The organism is Streptomyces sp. NPDC056128 (assembly GCF_042263835.1).
In the GTDB taxonomy this organism is placed as follows: Bacteria; Actinomycetota; Actinomycetes; order Streptomycetales; family Streptomycetaceae; genus Streptomyces.
Genome location: NZ_JBHJVQ010000006.1, coordinates 26,375 through 43,661, shown reverse-complemented (window position 1 = coordinate 43,661; position 17,287 = coordinate 26,375). Strand labels below are relative to the sequence as shown.

The following is a 17,287-nucleotide window of genomic DNA, read 5'->3' as shown; positions in this document are numbered from 1 at the left end:
CAGGCGGGTGCTCAGCGCACGGGCGGCATGTCGGTGGGCGTCGAGTCGAGGCCGGGCCTGCGCTCGCGCCAGGCACCCCGGGTGAAGTCGGGGATCTCGACCGGGCGGCCGCCCCGGGCCAGCGAGGTGACGCTCAGCGGAACCGGCGCGCACCAGGCGGCCGAGTCGTAGACGTCGATGTCCGGCACCAGCCCCACCCGCATGAGCTGGACCAGGCGCCACTGGAGGACGTAGTCCATGCCGCCGTGGCCGCCGTTGTTCGCGGCGTCGTCGCCGACCTTCTGCCACAGCCAGTGGTCGTACTCCTTGCGGTAGGCCTCGAAGTCCCGCCAGGTGTGGCCGCTGTGGTCCGGTTCGACGTAGATCCGGGCGCCGGTCGGGGCGGATCCGGCGTAGTCCTCGACGATGCCCCGGCTGCCGGCGAGGGTGTTGATGCGGCTGTACGGCCGGGGCGAACTCACGTCGTGCTCCGCCCGGATGGTGCGGCCCCTCGCCGTTTCGATCATGCAGGTGACCAGGTCACCGTTGATGTAGTTCTCCTTCCAGGAGGGGTGGTCCCGGGGGACGAAGCGCGCCCGGTAGTCGGCCAGGCCCTTCGGCGCGGTCGAGGTGGCGGTCAGGGTGGCCATGCGGTCACCGCGGTTGACGTCCATGGCCGCCGCGATGGGGGCCAGTCCGTGCATCGGGTAGAAGGAGGCGGTGCTGCGGGTGTGCCAGAGCCGGCGCCAGGAGTCGGTGTAGTAGGTGTCGGAGAAGAGGAGTTCACGCAGGTCGTGGAGGTAGCCTCCGTGGCCGTTGGTGACGTCTCCGAACAGGCCGTCGTGGGCCGCCTTCAGCATGGCCAGCTCGTTGCGGCCGTAGCTGCAGTTCTCGGACAGGAGCAGGTGCCTGCGGGTGCGCTCGGAGGTGTCCACGAGGTCCCACAGCTGGCGCAGTTCGGTCGCGACGGGGAGTTCCACCACGGCGTGCTTGCCGCTGAGCAGCGCCGCTCTCCCCTGCTCGTAGTGGAACTCCCAGGGCGTGGCGATGTACACGAGGTCGATGTCGTCGCGCCTGAGCATCCGGGCGTAGGAGTCGGCCGAGCCGCCGTACTCGGCGGGGCGCGGGTGGCCCTTGCTCGCCAGCCGGTCGGCGGCGCTCTTCGCGCGCTCGGCGCGGATGTCGCAGACGGCGGTCACCGTGCAGCCGGGCACGGCGGCCCAGCCGGTGATCATTCCGCCGCCCCGGTTGCCGAGGCCGATGACGCCGACCCGGACGGTTCTGTGGGCCTCGAAGGGCACGCCGATCATCGGCTTCTGGCCGGGGCGGCGGCGGGGCGGCGCCGGCTCGGCCGCCGACGCGGACGGGGCGGCCGCGGTCATCCCGGCGGCGGCCGCACCGGTGGCGACGGCGGAGCCCAGCAGCAGTCGGCGTGAGACAGCGGGCTTTTCGGACATGACGGCAACACTCCTCGTGGGCGGTCGGCTGCACGGTGGGGGCGCGGACGGGCGTTGTCGAGCTCTGTCGGGGCATGACTCTGCGGTGTCAGCCCTGACATGTCAATACGTGCTCGATACAAAGCCGTTCCGAGCATCTCCGCGCACCGGAGGGGCGCTCGTCCTCGCGTCTACATGCCGTCCTGGACCACTCCGCGGGTGGAGAGCGTGACGGGGTCCTTGGTGGTGAAGTCGCCGGGCGGGATGCCCGGATGGTGCCCCTGGCCCGGGGGCGGGGCCTGGTCGCGCGGGCCCAGGGTGAGGCGGGAGACGATGCGGTAGCGGTCGCCGCGGTAGAGCGAGTGCACGTACTCGACGGGGCGGCCCAGGGTGTCGGTGGTCAGGCGCTCGAAGAGCAGCGCCGGGGAGAGTTCGGGCACGTCGAGGAGGTCGGCCTCGGCCCGGGTGACCACGGTGGGCTCGATCGACTGCACGGCCTCGCTGACCCGGACGTCGTGCCGCTCGGCCAGGTGCGCGTACAGGTCGCCCTGCTCCAGTTCCTCACTGGTCAGGTCCGAGACCAGGTCGGCCGGTACGTGCAGGTACTCGATGGCCATGGGTGCCCCGTCGACCAGCCGCAGCCTGGCCACGTAGTGGATCCGCGCCGCCGGCGACATGCGCAGCTTGCGGCCCACCCGCGCGCCCGCAGGGAGGGTGCGGACCTCCAGGAGCCTGCTGGTCCAGGCGCCCGCGGCCTGCGGGAGGCTGAAGGCGCGCCGGTCCGAGACCAGTTCCTGGGTGATCTTCTCGGCGGCGACGAACATGCCCCGGCCGTGCTCGCGCACCAGCAGTCCGGCGACCACCAGTTCGTCGACCGCGGCACGCAACGTGGGCCGGGACACGCCGAGTTCGGCGCACAGGGTGCGCTCCGAGGGGATGGCGTCCCCCGGGCGCCGTTCCTCGATGAGTTCCAGGATCGCGTCGCGGACGCGCTCGCGCTTGAGCACCGCACCGGAGGCGGCGGCGTCGATCTCCATGCAGTACTCCCGTAACTGGTCTGCTGGTCAGCCGAGCTTACCTGTCCACCTCGCTCGTGATCCAGCCACCCGTAGGGCCTCCACGGCTGAAATCCCGTACATACGCGAGGGGTTGACGCCCACATTGGTCCATGCCACCTTCGACCAACGCCGACTGGTAAGCCCTGCGCCCCTTACTGGTCAAGTGCGGGTGCGTCGTCCCTTCCAGCTCTCCCAGATTCCAGCTCCCAGAGGTGAACCGTGAAGTACCGCTCCCTCGCCCTGTTCTCCACGCTGGTGCTCGGTGCCGGGCTCGCCGCCTGTTCCTCCGGCGACTCCTCGGACGGCGCCGGGACCGGCCGGACCGCCCTCGACGTGTGGCTCATGCGCGACAGCGTCTCGGCCGGCTTCCAGAAGGAGTTCGAGACGGGCTTCGAGAAGGCCCATCCCGGCATCGACCTGAAGATCCAGATCCAGGAGTGGGAGGGTATCGGCGAGAAGGTCACGGCCGCCCTGGCCAGCAACGACGCCCCGGACGTCATCGAGGTCGGCAACACCCAGGTCGCCCAGTACGCCCAGAGCGGCGGCCTCACCGACTTCTCGGACCGGGTGGACGAACTGGGCGGCGGCGACTGGCTGAAGGGGCTCGCGGAGCCGGGGTCGTACGACGGGAAGCAGTACGGCATCCCCTACTACGCCGCCAACCGGGTCGTCATCCACCGCACCGACCTGTTCGAGAAGGCGGGGGTGGACCCCGCCTCGATCAGGACCAGGGACCAGTGGATCGCCGCCACCCGCGAGCTCGACCAGGGCGGCACCCAGGGGATCTACCTGCCGGGACAGAACTGGTACGTCCTGTCCGGCTTCGTCTGGGACGAGGGCGGCGACCTGGCCGTGAAATCGGGCGGCGGATGGAAGGGCGGCCTGGACAGCCCCGAGGCGCTGCGGGCCATGGACTTCTACCAGCGCCTCCAAGCCCTCGGCAAGGGACCCAAGGACTCCGACGAGTCCCAGCCGCCGCAGGCGGAGGTGATGGCCAAGGGGCAGGTCGCCCAGATCATCGCCGTCCCCGGCGGCGCCAAGGTCATCGAGGAGAAGAACCCCGAACTCAAGGGAAAACTCGGCTTCTTCCCGATCCCCGGCAAGACCGCGGACCGGCCCGGCGCGGTCTTCACCGGCGGTTCCGACCTGGTCGTCCCGGCCGTCGCCGCGCACCAGGAGGAGGCGTTCACCTTCATCCGGGAACTGACGGGCGACGCCTGGCAGAAGAAGCTCGCGGTCGCCATGAGCTACGTACCGAACAAGACCACGCTGGCGGACGCCGTCTCCGGCGACCCGGGCACCGCGGCCATGGCGGCCGGTGCCGCGAACGGACACGCCACCCCCAACACCCCGCAGTGGGCGGCGGTCGAGGCCAAGAACCCGGTCAAGGAGTACATGACCGCCGTCCTCACCGGCGAGGACGCCGCGTCCGAGGCCGCGAAGGCGTCCCGGACCATCACCGACACCCTCAACAGCGGCTCCTGACCGCGACCCCGACGACCCGAGGGAACAGGAGGCGCCGTGTCGACCGTCCGTGAGCGGAGCGTGCCGCGCGAGGCAGCCCGTCGCCGTCCGCCCGCCCCGTCCGGGCCCGCGCGGGGACGCGGCGGGGCGGGCCGGGGCACGCTGTGGCCGTATCTGCTGATCGCGCCCGCCGTGCTGGGCATGCTCTACCTGCTGCTCTATCCGCTGGCCCGCGCGGTGCTCATCTCCGTGCAGGACTTCCGGCTGCGTCAACTCATCCTCGGAGACGCCGAGTTCGTGGGGCTGCGCAACTACCGGACGCTGCTCGGCGACCCGGAGTTCTGGGAGGTGGTGCGCCGCACCTTCGTCTTCATGGCGGTCTGCGTGGTCTCGATCATGGTCCTGTCCATCCTGGTCGCGCTGATGACCGAGCGGCTGGGCAGGGTGGCCAGGACCGTGGTCCTCAGCTCCCTGGTGCTGGTCTGGGCGGTCCCCGTGGTCGCGGCCACCACCGTGTTCCAGTGGCTGTTCCACTCCGAGTTCGGCATCGTCAACGAGACCCTGACCGGACTCGGCCTCGACTCGTACGAGGGGTACACGTGGTTCGCGCACGGCGGCACCGCGTTCGCCATCGTGGTGGTGCTGATCGTCTGGCAGTCCGTGCCGTTCGCGGCGATCACGCTCTACTCGGCGCTGGTCACCGTGCCGGCCGAGCTGTACGAGTCGGCGCGGATGGACGGCGCGGGCGGCACCCGCGTCTTCCGCTCCGTCACCTTCCCGCTGATCCGGCCGATCTTCATGCTCGTCCTGTCGCTCGAGGTCATCTGGACGTTCAAGGCGTTCGTGCAGATCTGGGTGATGACCCGGGGCGGCCCCGGCGAGGCCACCACCATCCTGCCCGTGTACGCCGTGCAGACCGCGCTGGCCGGGCAGCGCTACGACCTGGGGTCGGCCGCCTCGATGCTCACGGTGCTGCTGATGAGCGGCGTCCTCGTCCTGTACTTCCGTCAACTCTTCCGTCAGGAGGGCGAGCAGCTGTGAGCACCCCGCGCCCCTCGCCGCGCCGTGCGCTGCGCCGCCTCCCGCTCCACGCGGCGGCCCTGATCACCGTCGTGGTCTGCCTGTTCCCCGTGTACTGGATGGTGACGACGGCCCTCAAACCGTCCACGGACATCCAGTCGTACGACCCCCGGCTGATCCCCGGCGCGTGGACGCTCGACCACTTCCGACGGGCCGTCGGCGCCGACGGGTTCGCGCTGTTCTGGCGCAACAGCATCCTGGTCACCCTCAGCGCCGTGCTCCTCGCCCTGCTGGTCGCCCTCGGCGCCGCCTACGCCGTGGCCCGGATGCGCTGGCGCGGGCGCCGGCAGTTCATGCTGGCGGTGTTCATCGCGCAGATGGCGCCCTGGGAGTCGCTGATCATCCCGATCTACATCATCTCCCGCGACACCGGCATGCTCGACCGCCTGCCGACGCTGACGCTCGTCTACTTCATGATCACGCTGCCGTTCACGGTGGTGGTGCTGCGCGGTTTCATCGCGGGCATCCCGCCCGAACTGGAGGAGGCCGCGCAGGTCGACGGCTGCACCCGGGGCGCCGCCTTCCGCAAGGTCGCGTTCCCGCTGCTGGCGCCTGGTCTGATGGCCACCTCGCTGTTCGGTTTCATCACCGCCTGGAACGAGTTCACCTACGCCAACTTCCTCATCATCAAGCAGCAGGACAGCCGGACGCTGCCGGTCTGGCTCTCCTCGTTCCAGTCGACGTTCGGCACCGACTGGGGAGCCACCATGGCGGCCTCCACCCTCTTCGCCCTCCCCGCGCTGGTCGTCTTCCTGGCCCTGCAACGCCATGTGACGGCCGGGCTGGCCTCCGGAGGCGTCAAAGGCTGACCCCGCACGGCCTTCCCACCCTCCCCCACCCGCCGCCACCGCCGACCACCGGAGCCGTCCCGTGGACCTGCCACGCCCCGAACTGGCCCTCGTACCCCGCCCCCGACGCCTCTCCACCCGTGCCGGCCGCTTCCGCCTCGACGACACGACCCGGCTGCGGGTCACCCCGGGGGCCGGACCGGCCGCCGCCCTGCTGCGCACCCTCCTCGCCCCGGCCACCGGACTGCGCCTGGAGACGGCCGCCGACGGCGCCTTCGTCCTCGCCCTCGACCCCGCCCTGACCGGCCTCGGCGACGAGGGCTACGGCCTGACCGTCAGCCCGCAGGGCGTCCTCCTGCGCGCCGCCCGCCCGGCCGGACTCCTGCGCGGCGTGCAGACGGTGCGGCAACTCCTGCCGTACGAGGCCCTGTCCGGGCGGCCGGTGCGCGGGGTGCCGTGGGAGCTGCCCGCGGTGGAGATCACCGACGTGCCCCGGCACGCCTGGCGCGGCTCCATGCTCGACGTGGCCCGGCACTTCCAGCCGGTGTCCTATCTGCGGCGCTACGTCGACCTGATGGCCCTGCACAAGCTGAACGTGTTCCATCTCCACCTCACCGACGACCAGGGCTGGCGGATGCCGGTGGCCGCGTATCCGCGGCTCACCGAGGTCGGCGGAGCGCGGGCGGAGTCGATGGCAGGGCCCGCGGGCACCGACCGCTTCGACGGCGTGCCGCACGGCGGGTCCTACACCCGGACGGAGCTGCGGGACCTGGTGGCGTACGCGGCCGAGCGCGGTGTGAGCGTGGTCCCGGAGACCGGGGTGCCCGGGCATGTGCGCGCCGCGCTGGCCGCCCATCCCGAGCTGGGCACCGATCCCGGGCGGCGCCTGGACGTGTGGACGCACTGGGGGGTGTGCGAGAACGTCCTGGGCACCGACGACCACGTCCTGGACTTCTTCCGCACCGTCCTGGACGAGGTCATGGACGTCTTCCCCGCGCCGTACGTCCACATCGGGGGCGACGAGTGCCCCACCGTCGAGTGGGAGCGCAGTGCGGCGGCGCGGGCCCGGGCCGCTCGGGAAGGGCTGCCGGGTCCCCGCGCCCTGCACCCCTGGTTCATCGCCCGCATGTCCGAGCACCTGGTCGGCGCGGGCCGCCGGCCGGTCGTGTGGGCCGAGAACGGCGTCACCCTCCCCCTGGACTGCACGGTGATGAGCTGGCGCGAACCCGGCCACGCGCACGCGGCGGCGCGGCGGGGGCACGAGGTCGTGCACGCCGACCACCGTGCGACGTACTTCGACTACCCGCGCGGCCCCGGCCCCGGCGAGCCGCCCGGCCAGCCCGGCGGGATCGTCGACCTGCGCGCGGTGTACGACGTGGACCTCACCGCGCCCGCGCCGGAGGTCGCGTCCCGGGTGCTGGGCGCCCAGGGCCAGTTGTGGACGGAGTTCGTGCCCACCGGGGCGCACATCGAGTACCTCACCTACCCGCGGCTGTGCGCGCTCGCCGAGCGGGTCTGGGACGGCACGTCCGGCTGGCGGGACTTCACGTCCCGGCTGGCCGGGCACCGGGCCCGCCTGGACGCCCTGGACGTGTCGCACTCCGACCCGCCGGCCCGGGTGCCGGCACCCCCGTCCCCGAGCTTCACACCCCCCACGCTTCCGCACCCGCGGCAGCCCTGCCGAAAGGATTCCCGATGAGCAACCGACCCACCGGCCGACCCACCGGTCGATCCACCAGCCGAACCGGCCCCGGGCGCGCCCGACTCGCGCTCGCCCTGGCGGCTCTCCTGGGCGGCGGTGCCCTGACCGCCCTCCCCGCCCAGGCCGCCCCCGCGGCGGACGGCCTCAGCGTCCAGTACCGCACCAGCGCGGGCGGAGCCACGGCGGACCAGACGGAGCCCTGGCTCAAGGTCCGCAACACCGGCTCCTCCCCCGTGCAGCTCAGCCAGGTGAAGGTCCGCTACTACTTCAAGGCCGACTCACCCAGCGACTCCTACCGCTTCGCCTGCTCCTGGGCGGTGCGCGGCTGCTCGGTCGTCACCGGCACGTTCGGCACGCTGAGCAACCCGACGGCGACCGCCGACCGCTACCTGGAGATCGGCTTCACGCAGGCGGCCGGCACGCTGGCGCCCGGCGCGGACACCGGCGACCTCCAGCTCCGGTTCCACCGGACCAACTGGCAGACGGTCCGGCAGAGCGACGACTACTCCTTCAACGGCGCCCAAACGTCGTACGCGAACTGGGACAAGGTCACCGCCCAGCTCGCCGGTGCCACCGTGTGGGGCGCGGCCCCCGAGGGCAACGACCCGACCGACCCCACCGACCCCACGGACCCGCCCGGTGACGGGCAGGCGCTGTTCGACGACTTCGACTACAGCTCGCACACCGATCCCGCGATCTCCGCGCACGGCTGGAGCGTGCGCGCCAACTCCGGCGGTCCCGGCGTCCCCGGCGCCACCTGGGACCCGTCGAAGGTCACCTTCGTGTCGTCCGGGGGCAACTCGGTGATGAACCTGGAGACCTCCACGGCGGGCACCGGCGCGTCCACGACCCACACCGAGGTCCTCACCAGGGCCACGAAGTTCCGGAACGGCACCTACGCCGCGCGCGTGAAGTTCTCCGACGCGCCGAAGTCGGGGCCCGACGGGGACCACCTGGTGCAGACGTTCTTCACCATCAACGACCTCAAGGCGCCAATGGCCGACGACTACGCCGAGTACGACTTCGAGTACCTGCCCAACGGCGGGTGGGGCGAGCCGGCGAACATCCTCTACACGACCTCCTGGGAAACCTACAACCCCGACCCCTGGCAGGCCGTCAACCAGCACTCCGAGCAGCGCCGGAGCTACGCGGGCTGGCACGACCTGGTCGTCACGATCGACGACAGCGCCATCACGTACTACGTGGACGGGCAGCACTTCGGCACCCATGACGCGCGGTACCTGCCCGAGCGGCCGATGTCGATCAACTTCAACCAGTGGCTGATCGACCTGAACGGCCAGACGTCGACGACCCCGCGCGCCTACGACCAGCAGGTCGACTACGTCCTGCACGTCAAGGACCAGGTGCTCACCCCGGCCCAGGTGGCCGCGAAGGTCGCCGGGTACCGGGACGCCGGTACGGACTTCGTGGACGAGGTGCCCGCCGCCTGACCCCTGGCGGGGACGGTCAGAACAGCCGCTCCTGGGCGGGTGCGGGCCGTCCCCGCCGGGTGCGTGGCCGGGTGCCCGGTGCGGGCGCCTCCTCCCCGAACAGGGGGGCGGTGCCGTACTCGGCCGGCACGGTGGCGGGGCCGGTGCCCACGTTGAGGACCAGCGGGGCGTCCCGGTCGAAGTCGCCCGGTGTCATCGCCACCCACTCACGGTCCTGCCGCTCTCCCACGCACCGACACCTCTCTCGCGCCGCCCGCCGCGACCACGCGACGCTACCAGCCCCGCGGCCGCCCGGTGATCACGGCTCCGACCTGGCTCCCTCCCATCGTTCCCGGCGCTCCGTCGACCGACGCCTCATGATTGATTCTGCGCTGAATGAAGGTTCTTCGATCACCTTCGTGCATCGACTCTCTCATTTCGAACCCTTGACAGGGGCTGGATCCGGTCGATTTACTCCCGATCAACGCCGATGTCATGCGATCGGCGGCAGAGGTACGCCCAGCCGGTAGCTGGCTCGACGCCAGGAGCCCGGACTGAGTCGCCAGGACTGCCATGCGCGTCCGAGGCGGGGCCGTGCCCACCACTCTCCGGAGCTCGAACCATGAGCCGCACGCAGGTGCACACCTCGAAGAAGCCGGTTCTGGCGGGCATTTGCGCCGCCGCCGTGCTCGCCACCGCCGCCGCACTCGTCCCGGGCAGCACCCCGGCCGAGGCCGCGGTACCGGCCCCGCCCCCCGCGCACGCGGACTTCGACTACCAGATCGGCGGCGCCTACACCCCGCCGGCCGGCGTAGGGGTGGTCAGCCGCGACCACACGGCCTCCCCCGCGGCGGGCCTCTACAACATCTGCTACGTCAACGCCTTCCAGGCGCAGCGCGGCGCCGAGGACGAGTGGGACGACGACCTGCTGCTGCGCGACGCGGGCGGCGACATCGTCTACGACACCGAATGGAAGGAGGCGCTGCTCGACCTGCGCACCGCCGACAAGCGCGAGCGCGTCGCCGAGAAGATCGGCACCTGGATCGACAACTGCGGCGACAAGGGATTCCAGGCGGTCGAGCCGGACAACTACGACAGCTACACCCGCTCCAAGAAACTCCTCGACGCCGCCGACGCCCAGGCGTTCATCAAGCTGCTCGCGGAGCGCGCGCACGCCGACGGGCTGGCCATCGGACAGAAGAACACCGTCGAACTCGCCGGGAACCGCGTGGCGAACGGTCTGGACTTCGCGGTCGCCGAGGAGTGCGGCGAGTGGGACGAGTGCGGCGACTACACGGCCGAGTTCGGCGACCACGTGATCGTCATCGAGTACACCGCCGAGGGCCTGTCGAAGGCCTGCTCCGGGTTCGCGGACACGCTGAGCATCGTCCGGCGCGACCTGGACGTCTCGCCCGAGGGCAGCAGCTCGTACGTCCGTGAGACCTGCTGACTTCACCCGACGGCCAGTCCTTGGAGGTACAGATGGATGTGGTCCGACGTGCCGCCGGCCCCTCCCGCAGGAGGGTGTTGCGGTCGGCCGGAGGCGCGGTGCTCGCGACGGCCGCGGGCAGTGCGATGACCGGCTGCGGAGCCGGTAAGGACGACGGCGTCGGCGCCGACGGCACGGTCACCATCGAGATGTGGCACGGCCAGGCCGACACCGCGAAGAAGGTGCTGCAGGGCCTGGTGGCCGACTTCGAGCGCGGCCACCCGCGCATCAAGGTGTCGATGGGCGGCGGGGTGCTGTCGGACGTGATGCTCCAGAAGGTGACCGCCGCCCTCGCCGCCGGGTCCTACCCCGACATCGCCTACATCTTCGGCTCGGACCTGGCGCGGGTGGCCCGCAGCCCGCAGGTCGTCGATCTGACCGAGGAGGTCGAGTCCGGCCCCGTGCCGTGGAAGAACCACTGGGCGGCGGCCCGGGAGGCCGTGACGATCAACGGGCAGGTCAGGGCAGCTCCGGCACTGCTCGACTCGCTCGCCGTGGTCTGCAACAAGAAGCTGTTCCGCGAGGCCGGCCTGCCCCTTCCGGAGGCCGGCTGGAGCTGGCAGGACTTCGTCACCTGCGCGCGGCGCCTCACCGACAGCGGCCGCGGCCGGTTCGGCACCGGCTGGCCCGGCACGGGCGACGAGGACACCGTGTGGCGCCTGTGGCCGATGATCTGGGACCTCGGCGGCGACGTCATCGACGACAGCGGCAAGGGCATCGGCTTCGCCGACTCCGGCACCCGCGCGCTGGAGGTGGTGGCCGACCTGGTCCGCGACAAGAGCGTCTACATCGACCCCAAGCCCGGCAGCGAGCAGATGTACCAGGTGTTCCTGTCCGGCCGCATGGGCATGGTGGTCACCGGTCCGTGGCAGCTGCCCGACATCGAGCACGCGAAGATCGACTACCACGTCGTTCCGCTGCCGACCTTCAGCGGGCGCCCGGTGACCATCTCGGGGCCCGACACCTGGACCGTGTTCGACAACGGCGAGGCGCGGTCCCGCGCCGCCCGCACCTTCCTGGACTGGCTCTCGCGGCCCGAGCAGGACGTGCGCTGGGACATCGAGGCCGGCAGCCTCCCGCTCAGCCGCCGCACCGAGTCCCTGCCCGCCTGGCAGGACAAGGTCGCCCGTACCGAGGGCCTGGCCGTGTTCACCAAGGCCCTGGAGACGGCGCGCGTGCGCCCCGTCCACCCGGCGTACCCGGAGGTCTCGCAGGCGCTGGGGCAGGCGATCGTCGCCGTGCTCCTGGGGCGCGGCACTCCCGAGAAGGCGTTGCGCGCCTGCGCCGACGACGCCAACGCCGCCCTGCTCATACCGCGCTGAGGAGCACACCGCCATGCCGCGCCTCCCCCAACCCATCACCCTCGCGGGTCCGCCGCCGGAGCCACGCGCCCTGCGCCGCAAGCGCCGGCGCGAGACGGGCACCGCCTGGGCCTTCGTCTCACCGGCGGTCCTCATCGTCCTGGGCCTGAGCATCGTGCCCGTGATCTGGTCGCTGCTGCTGTCCTTCCAGGCCAGTGACCTGGTGACGCCGAGCCGCTGGGTCGGCCTCGACAACTACCGTGCCCTCGCCCAGGACCCCAACTTCAGTCAGGCGGTCCGCAACACCCTGCTCTACACGGTCCTGTACGTGCCGCTGAGCATGTTCTTCGGGCTGGCCCTCGCCCTGGTGCTGAACCGGCGCATCCGCCTGGTCGGCCTCTACCGCACCCTGATCTTCGTGCCGTTCGTCCTGTCGGCGACCGCGCAGGGCGTGCTGTTCTCCTTCATCCTGGACCCGGAGTTCGGCGCCGCCAACTCGGTGCTGCACCGCCTCGGCATCTCGTCGCAGGGCTTCCTCTCCGATCCGTCCCAGGCGCTGCTGGTGCTGGTGGCGATCACCCTGTGGAGCGGCACCGGGTTCTGTGTCGTCGTCTATCTCGCCGCCCTCCAGGACGTGCCGCAGTCCCTCGTCGAGGCGGCCCGCCTCGACGGCGCCGGCCGCCGGCATCTGCTGCGCCACGTCACGCTGCCCACCCTCACCCCGGTCACCGTCTTCCTGGTGGTGTGGCAGGCCATCCAGTCCCTCCAGGTGTTCGACCTCGTGTACGTCACCACCAAGGGCGGGCCGCTCGGTTCGACCACGGTGATCGTCTACTTCATCTGGGAGCAGGCGTTCAAGAACGCCACCGCCGGATACGGGGCCTCGGCCGCGTACGTCCTGGCCGTCGCCCTCGCCCTGGTCGCCGGGTCCGTCCGCATCGTCCGGCGTCGGGGACGCCACCGTCTCGAAGGGGCCCGATCATGACGGCGACCTCCACCCGGCCCGAAACCGTCCACGCCCTCGCGGCGCAGCCCGCCGCCACCGAACGGCGCCGACGGCGGCTCCCGTTCAGTCCGTGGCACCTGCTGCTCGCGCCGCTCGCCCTCACCTTCGCCGTGCCGCTGGTCTGGCTGCTGCTGAGTTCCGTGATGAGCAACGCGGAGATCAACCGCTTCCCGCCGGCCCTGTGGCCGTCCGGGATCGATCTCGGCGGCTACCGCTATGTGCTGGGCAACGCGATGTTCCCCCGCTGGTTCGCCAACTCGCTGATCGTCTCGGCGGTCACCGTCACCGCGAACCTCGTCTTCGGCTCGCTCGCCGGGTACGCCTTCGCCCGGATGCGGTTCGCGGGGTCCCGGGTGCTGCTGGGGCTGATGCTGGCCACCATGGCGGTGCCGTTCCAGCTGACGATGATCCCGACGTTCCTGGTCATGAAGAAGCTGGGGCTGATCGACACCCTGGGCGCGCTGATCGTGCCGTCGCTGGTCACCCCGTTCGCGGTCTTCCTGCTGCGGCAGTTCTTCCTCTCGCTGCCCAGGGAGCTGGAGGAGGCCGCCTGGATCGACGGCTGCTCCCGGCTGCGGGTGCTGTTCCGCATCGTGCTCCCGCTGTCGCGCCCGGCGCTGAGCACGGTGGCCGTGCTCACCTTCCTCACCACGTGGAACGACCTGACCTGGCCGCTCATCGCGATCAACCACGACACGCAGTACACGCTGCAACTGGGCCTCACCACCTTCCAGGGACAGCACCACACCCAGTGGGCCGCGGTGATGGCCGGCAACGTCATCACCGTGCTGCCGGTGCTGCTCGCCTTCCTCGGCGCGCAGAAGACCTTCATCCAGTCGATCACCTCCAGCGGTCTCAAGGGCTGACGTCCCGCCACGTCGCGGCCCTCCCGCACCGTCGTCACCTCCGTCATCCCAGGGAAGACCCATGCCGCACACCCTCGACCTGCTCGTCGTCGGCGACGCCAATCCCGACGTCGTCCTCGGGCCGCTCGACGCCCCGCTCGCCTTCGGGCAGCGCGAACAACTCGTGGCCGACGGCGCCCTCACCCTCGGCGGCTCCGCCGCGATCATGGCGTGCGGCGCGACCCGCCTCGGTCTGCGGGTGGCGTTCGCCGGACGCGTCGGCGACGACGACGCGGGCCGCTACATGCGCGACCGCCTCCGCTCGCACGGCGTCGACACCACCGCCCTGCACACCGATCCGCACCTGCCCACGCCGCTCACCGTCGTCCTGACCAGGGCCGAGGGGGACCGCGCCATCGTGACGGCGCCGGGCACCCTGCGGTCCACGTCGGCCGCCGACGTCCCGGCCGGCCTGCTGGCCGCGGCCCGCCACGTGCACGCCGCGTCGTACTTCCTGCTGCCCGGCCTCGCCGCCGGTCTGCCCGATTTGCTGCGCACCGCGCGCTCGAACGGCGCGACGACGTCCCTCGACACGAATGACGACCCCTCGGGGCGCTGGGACCCGCCCGGTCTCGACGCCGTACTCGCCCACACCGACTACCTGCTGCCCAACGCGGCCGAGGCCCGGCGGCTCGCCGGACTGGACACCACTGACCTCGGCGAGTCCGCCGCTGCCCTCGCGAAGCGAGGACCGGTGGTCGTCGTCAAGAACGGGGCCGAGGGCGCCCTGTGCCACGACGGCCGCACCCTGCTCACCACGCCGGGCATCCCGGCGCGGCCCGTCGACACGGTGGGCGCCGGTGACAGCTTCGACGCCGGGTTCGTCGCCGCCCTCCTCGCCGGGCTCGCCCTGCCCGACGCCCTCGAACTCGCCGCCGTCTGCGGCGCGCTGTCCACCCGCGCCCACGGCGGCACGACCGCCCAACCCACCTGGGACGAAGCGTTCGCCCAGGTCACCCGCAACGGAAAGAACCCCGCATGAGCACCGCCCAGCCGACCGCCCCCAAGATCACCTTCATCGGAGCCGGCAGCGTCGTCTTCACCCAGGGCCTGCTCGCCGACCTCTTCGCGTTCGACGAGCTGAAGTCCGCGCACATCGCGCTGCACGACATCGACGCGGAGCGCCTGTCCACCGCGCGGGCCGCGGCCGAGTACATCGCCGCCGAACGCGGCGCCCGTCCGCGTGTCACCGCGCACGCCGACCGCCGCGAGGCCCTCGCCGGCGCCGACTTCGTCATCAACATCGTCCAGGTCGGCATGCGGGAGGCGACCCGCACCGACTTCGAGATACCGGCCCGGTACGGGCTGCGCCAGACCATCGGCGACACCCTCGGCGTCGGCGGCGTCTTCCGCGCCCTGCGCACTTTCCCGCTGCTCAGGGAGCTGGGGCGGGACATCGCCGAGCTGTGCCCGGACGCCTGGCTGCTCAACTACACCAACCCGATGGCGATGAACGTCCAGTACCTCGCCGAGGCGACCGGCCTGACCCGGGTGGTGGGGCTGTGCCACTCCGTCTACTGGACCATCCAGAGCCTGTGCGACCTGCTCAAGGTCCCCTACGAGGAGGTCACCTACCGGGCCGCGGGCGTCAACCACCAGGCGTGGGTGCTCCGTCTGGAGCACGGCGGCAGCGACCTGTACCCGCGGCTCGACGCCTTGATCGCCGAGGACGAGCAGTTGCGCCGGCGGGTCCGCGTCGACATGTACCGGCGCCTGGGCGCCTACCCGACCGAGACCAGCGAGCACTCCTCCGAGTACGTCCCCTGGTACCTGCACCACGACAGCGAGATCGACCGGCTGCGGCTGCCCGTCGGCGCCTACCTGGACATCGTGGACGAGAACGTCGCCGAGTACGAGCGGACCCGGGACGCGCTGGCCTGCGGTGCGCCGCTCACCGTCGAGGGCACCATGGAGTACGCCCCGCAGATCATCCACAGCATCGTGACCGGCACGCCCCGCACGATCTACGGCAACGTGCCGAACCACGGCCTAATCGACAACCTCCCCGCCCACGGCGCCGTCGAAGTACCGTGCCTGGTCGACTCCTCGGGTATCCAGCCCACCCGGATCGGCGCGCTGCCGCCGCAGCTGGCGGCCCTCAACCGCACCTACCTGAGCACCACCGACCTGGTGGTGCGGGCCGCGACGGAGGACGACCCGCGGCACATCAGGCACGCCGCGATGACCGACCCGGCGACGGCGGCGACGCTGCGGGTCGAGCAGATCTGGGAGCTGTGCGACGACATGGTCCGCGCCCACGGTGACCTGCTCCAGCCGGGACTGCGCGCCGTGCTCGGCCGCTGAGCCGACGCGACTGACGCGACTGACGCGACCGACGCAACGAACACGATGAGGGAGGCAGGACGATGCCCCGAGTGACGCTGGCGCTGGTCGGTGCCGGTCTGCGCGGGCTGACGTACGCACGCCACGCCCAGGACACCGGCGCGGGCGAGGTGGTCGCGGTGGCCGAACCGGACCCCGTGCGGCGGGCCGCGGCCGGGCGGGAGTTCGGCGTGCCGGCGCACCGCCTGTACACCGGCTGGCAGGAGCTGGCGGGTCGGGAGCGGCTGGCGGACGCGGCGGTGGTCGCCACCCAGGACCGCCTGCACACGGCGCCCGCCGTCCGGCTGGCGGGGCTCGGCTACCACCTGCTGCTGGAGAAGCCGATGGCGACCGAGGAGCGGGAGGCGACGGCCATCGCCGAGGCCGCGGAGCGGGCCGGGATCATGCTCGCGGTCTGTCACGTCCTGCGGTACACGCCCTACACGCGGGCCCTCAAGTCCCTACTGGACAGCGGCCGGATCGGCAGGCTGACGAGTGTGGAGCACCTGGAGCCGGTCGGCTGGTGGCACCAGGCGCACTCGTTCGTGCGCGGCAACTGGCGCCGAAGCGACACCTCGGCGCCGATGCTGCTCACCAAGGCGTGTCACGACGTGGACTGGCTGGTCCACCTCGTCGGCAGCGCCCCGCGGCGGGTCTCCTCGTTCGGCTCGCTCACCCATTTCCGCGCCGAAGACGCGCCCGCCGGGGCGGCCGCACGCTGCCTGGACTGCTCGGTCGAGGCGGACTGCCCGTACTCGGCCAAGCGGCTCTACCTCGGCTGTCTGGGCGACGCGGACAGCGAGTTCTGGCCGCTGTCGGCGGTGACGGACACCTTCACCGAGGAGGGCGTGCTGCGGGCGCTGCGCACCGGCCCCTACGGGCGTTGCGTGTACGCCTGCGACAACGACGTCGTGGACCACCAGGTCGTCGCCATGGAGTTCGCCGACGGCGCCACCTGCTCGTTCACCATGAGCGCCTTCACGCCGATGGGGCACCGGCGCACCCGGCTGCACGGCACGCACGGCTTCGCCGAAGGGGACGGGACGAGCATCCGGCTGGTCGACTTCCGCACGGGCGCCGAGTCGGTGGTCGATCCCGAGGTCACGGCGGGGGCTTCGGCGGCCGACGGGCACGGGGGCGGGGACGAGGCGCTGGTCGACGCGTTCCTCGACGCGGTCGCCACCGGTGACGCGAGCGCCCTGGCGTCGGACGCGGCCGCGAGTCTGGCGACCCACCGGGTCGTCTGGGCCGCGGAACGGGCCCGCCGTACCGGCGAGGTGGTCACGATCGGCTCGTGACGCGAGCGTTTGGCGCGGCCCCGCGTACG

At 71.8% G+C, this 17,287-nt stretch carries 15 protein-coding genes; 12 read left to right on the top strand and 3 right to left on the bottom strand.

Going from position 1 to position 17,287, the window contains the following annotated elements:
• Window positions 1–11: 11 nt before the first annotated feature.
• The gene (locus ACFC1X_RS14940) at window positions 12–1,436 is read right to left on the bottom strand and encodes a Gfo/Idh/MocA family protein (protein ID WP_376353161.1); all 1,425 of its coding nucleotides are present in this window, start codon (window positions 1,434–1,436) and stop codon (window positions 12–14) included.
• Window positions 1,437–1,606: 170 nt separating this feature from the next.
• Window positions 1,607–2,452 carry a GntR family transcriptional regulator gene (locus ACFC1X_RS14935; RefSeq protein WP_376353158.1) on the bottom strand — a complete coding sequence of 282 codons (846 nt, stop codon included), beginning with the start codon at window positions 2,450–2,452 and terminating at the stop codon, window positions 1,607–1,609.
• Between the two features lie 240 nt (window positions 2,453–2,692).
• On the opposite strand from ACFC1X_RS14935, the gene ACFC1X_RS14930 reads away from it, so the two are divergent.
• The 5 genes from ACFC1X_RS14930 to ACFC1X_RS14910 all read left to right on the top strand — a co-directional run bounded on the left by ACFC1X_RS14930 (window position 2,693) and on the right by ACFC1X_RS14910 (window position 8,958).
• On the top strand, window positions 2,693–3,958 hold the full coding sequence (locus ACFC1X_RS14930) for an extracellular solute-binding protein (RefSeq protein WP_376353155.1): 1,266 nt from the start codon (window positions 2,693–2,695) through the stop codon (window positions 3,956–3,958).
• A gap of 36 nt (window positions 3,959–3,994) precedes the next feature.
• Window positions 3,995–4,978 (top strand): carbohydrate ABC transporter permease, encoded by a 984-nt coding sequence (locus tag ACFC1X_RS14925; RefSeq protein WP_376353152.1) that lies wholly within the window; start codon window positions 3,995–3,997, stop codon window positions 4,976–4,978.
• Window positions 4,975–5,826: a carbohydrate ABC transporter permease gene (locus ACFC1X_RS14920; protein ID WP_376353150.1), complete on the top strand. Its 852-nt coding sequence runs from the start codon at window positions 4,975–4,977 to the stop codon at window positions 5,824–5,826. The genes ACFC1X_RS14925 and ACFC1X_RS14920 overlap by 4 nt, the downstream gene beginning before the upstream one ends.
• A 61-nt stretch (window positions 5,827–5,887) precedes the next feature.
• Window positions 5,888–7,504, top strand: coding sequence for a beta-N-acetylhexosaminidase (locus ACFC1X_RS14915; RefSeq protein WP_376353147.1), 1,617 nt, complete (start codon window positions 5,888–5,890; stop codon window positions 7,502–7,504).
• A complete protein-coding gene (locus tag ACFC1X_RS14910) occupies window positions 7,501–8,958 on the top strand; it encodes a cellulose binding domain-containing protein (RefSeq protein WP_376353145.1) in 1,458 nt (485 codons plus the stop codon). Before ACFC1X_RS14915 ends, ACFC1X_RS14910 begins: the two co-directional genes overlap by 4 nt.
• A 16-nt stretch (window positions 8,959–8,974) precedes the next feature.
• On the opposite strand, the gene ACFC1X_RS14905 is transcribed toward ACFC1X_RS14910, so the two are convergent.
• Window positions 8,975–9,187: a hypothetical protein gene (locus ACFC1X_RS14905; protein ID WP_376353143.1), complete on the bottom strand. Its 213-nt coding sequence runs from the start codon at window positions 9,185–9,187 to the stop codon at window positions 8,975–8,977.
• A 372-nt stretch (window positions 9,188–9,559) separates the two neighbouring features.
• Here ACFC1X_RS14905 and ACFC1X_RS14900 point away from each other — a divergent pair, with 372 nt between their 5' ends.
• From ACFC1X_RS14900 to ACFC1X_RS14870, 7 genes are all read left to right on the top strand, one after another.
• A complete protein-coding gene (locus ACFC1X_RS14900) occupies window positions 9,560–10,387 on the top strand; it encodes an endo alpha-1,4 polygalactosaminidase (protein ID WP_376353141.1) in 828 nt (275 codons plus the stop codon).
• A 32-nt stretch (window positions 10,388–10,419) separates the two neighbouring features.
• Window positions 10,420–11,748, top strand: a complete 1,329-nt coding sequence (locus tag ACFC1X_RS14895) for an ABC transporter substrate-binding protein (protein ID WP_376353138.1) — start codon at window positions 10,420–10,422, stop codon at window positions 11,746–11,748.
• 13 nt (window positions 11,749–11,761) lie between these two features.
• The gene (locus ACFC1X_RS14890; RefSeq protein WP_360893414.1) at window positions 11,762–12,712 is read left to right on the top strand and encodes a sugar ABC transporter permease; all 951 of its coding nucleotides are present in this window, start codon (window positions 11,762–11,764) and stop codon (window positions 12,710–12,712) included.
• Window positions 12,709–13,599 carry a carbohydrate ABC transporter permease gene (locus ACFC1X_RS14885; RefSeq protein WP_376353136.1) on the top strand — a complete coding sequence of 297 codons (891 nt, stop codon included), beginning with the start codon at window positions 12,709–12,711 and terminating at the stop codon, window positions 13,597–13,599. Before ACFC1X_RS14890 ends, ACFC1X_RS14885 begins: the two co-directional genes overlap by 4 nt.
• Window positions 13,600–13,660: 61 nt before the next feature.
• Entirely contained in the window at window positions 13,661–14,620 is a 960-nt protein-coding gene (locus ACFC1X_RS14880; protein WP_376353133.1) for a carbohydrate kinase family protein, read from the top strand.
• Complete coding sequence (locus ACFC1X_RS14875) at window positions 14,617–15,942, top strand: alpha-glucosidase/alpha-galactosidase (protein ID WP_376353131.1); 1,326 nt, start codon at window positions 14,617–14,619, stop codon at window positions 15,940–15,942. Before ACFC1X_RS14880 ends, ACFC1X_RS14875 begins: the two co-directional genes overlap by 4 nt.
• A gap of 62 nt (window positions 15,943–16,004) precedes the next feature.
• Window positions 16,005–17,258, top strand: a complete 1,254-nt coding sequence (locus ACFC1X_RS14870; RefSeq protein WP_376353128.1) for a Gfo/Idh/MocA family protein — start codon at window positions 16,005–16,007, stop codon at window positions 17,256–17,258.
• The last annotated feature ends 29 nt before the right edge of the window (window positions 17,259–17,287 follow it).

Excerpts from the sequence above, each read along its gene's own strand:
- ACFC1X_RS14940 (WP_376353161.1), bottom strand. The coding sequence starts at position 1,436 with ATGTCCGAAAAGCCCGCTGTCTCACGCCGACTGCTGCTGGGCTCCGCC.
- ACFC1X_RS14935 (WP_376353158.1), bottom strand. The coding sequence starts at position 2,452 with ATGGAGATCGACGCCGCCGCCTCCGGTGCGGTGCTCAAGCGCGAGCGC.
- ACFC1X_RS14910 (WP_376353145.1), top strand. The coding sequence starts at position 7,501 with ATGAGCAACCGACCCACCGGCCGACCCACCGGTCGATCCACCAGCCGA.
- ACFC1X_RS14900 (WP_376353141.1), top strand. The coding sequence starts at position 9,560 with ATGAGCCGCACGCAGGTGCACACCTCGAAGAAGCCGGTTCTGGCGGGC.
- ACFC1X_RS14895 (WP_376353138.1), top strand. The coding sequence starts at position 10,420 with ATGGATGTGGTCCGACGTGCCGCCGGCCCCTCCCGCAGGAGGGTGTTG.
- ACFC1X_RS14890 (WP_360893414.1), top strand. The coding sequence starts at position 11,762 with ATGCCGCGCCTCCCCCAACCCATCACCCTCGCGGGTCCGCCGCCGGAG.
- ACFC1X_RS14885 (WP_376353136.1), top strand. The coding sequence starts at position 12,709 with ATGACGGCGACCTCCACCCGGCCCGAAACCGTCCACGCCCTCGCGGCG.
- ACFC1X_RS14880 (WP_376353133.1), top strand. The coding sequence starts at position 13,661 with ATGCCGCACACCCTCGACCTGCTCGTCGTCGGCGACGCCAATCCCGAC.
- ACFC1X_RS14875 (WP_376353131.1), top strand. The coding sequence starts at position 14,617 with ATGAGCACCGCCCAGCCGACCGCCCCCAAGATCACCTTCATCGGAGCC.
- ACFC1X_RS14870 (WP_376353128.1), top strand. The coding sequence starts at position 16,005 with ATGCCCCGAGTGACGCTGGCGCTGGTCGGTGCCGGTCTGCGCGGGCTG.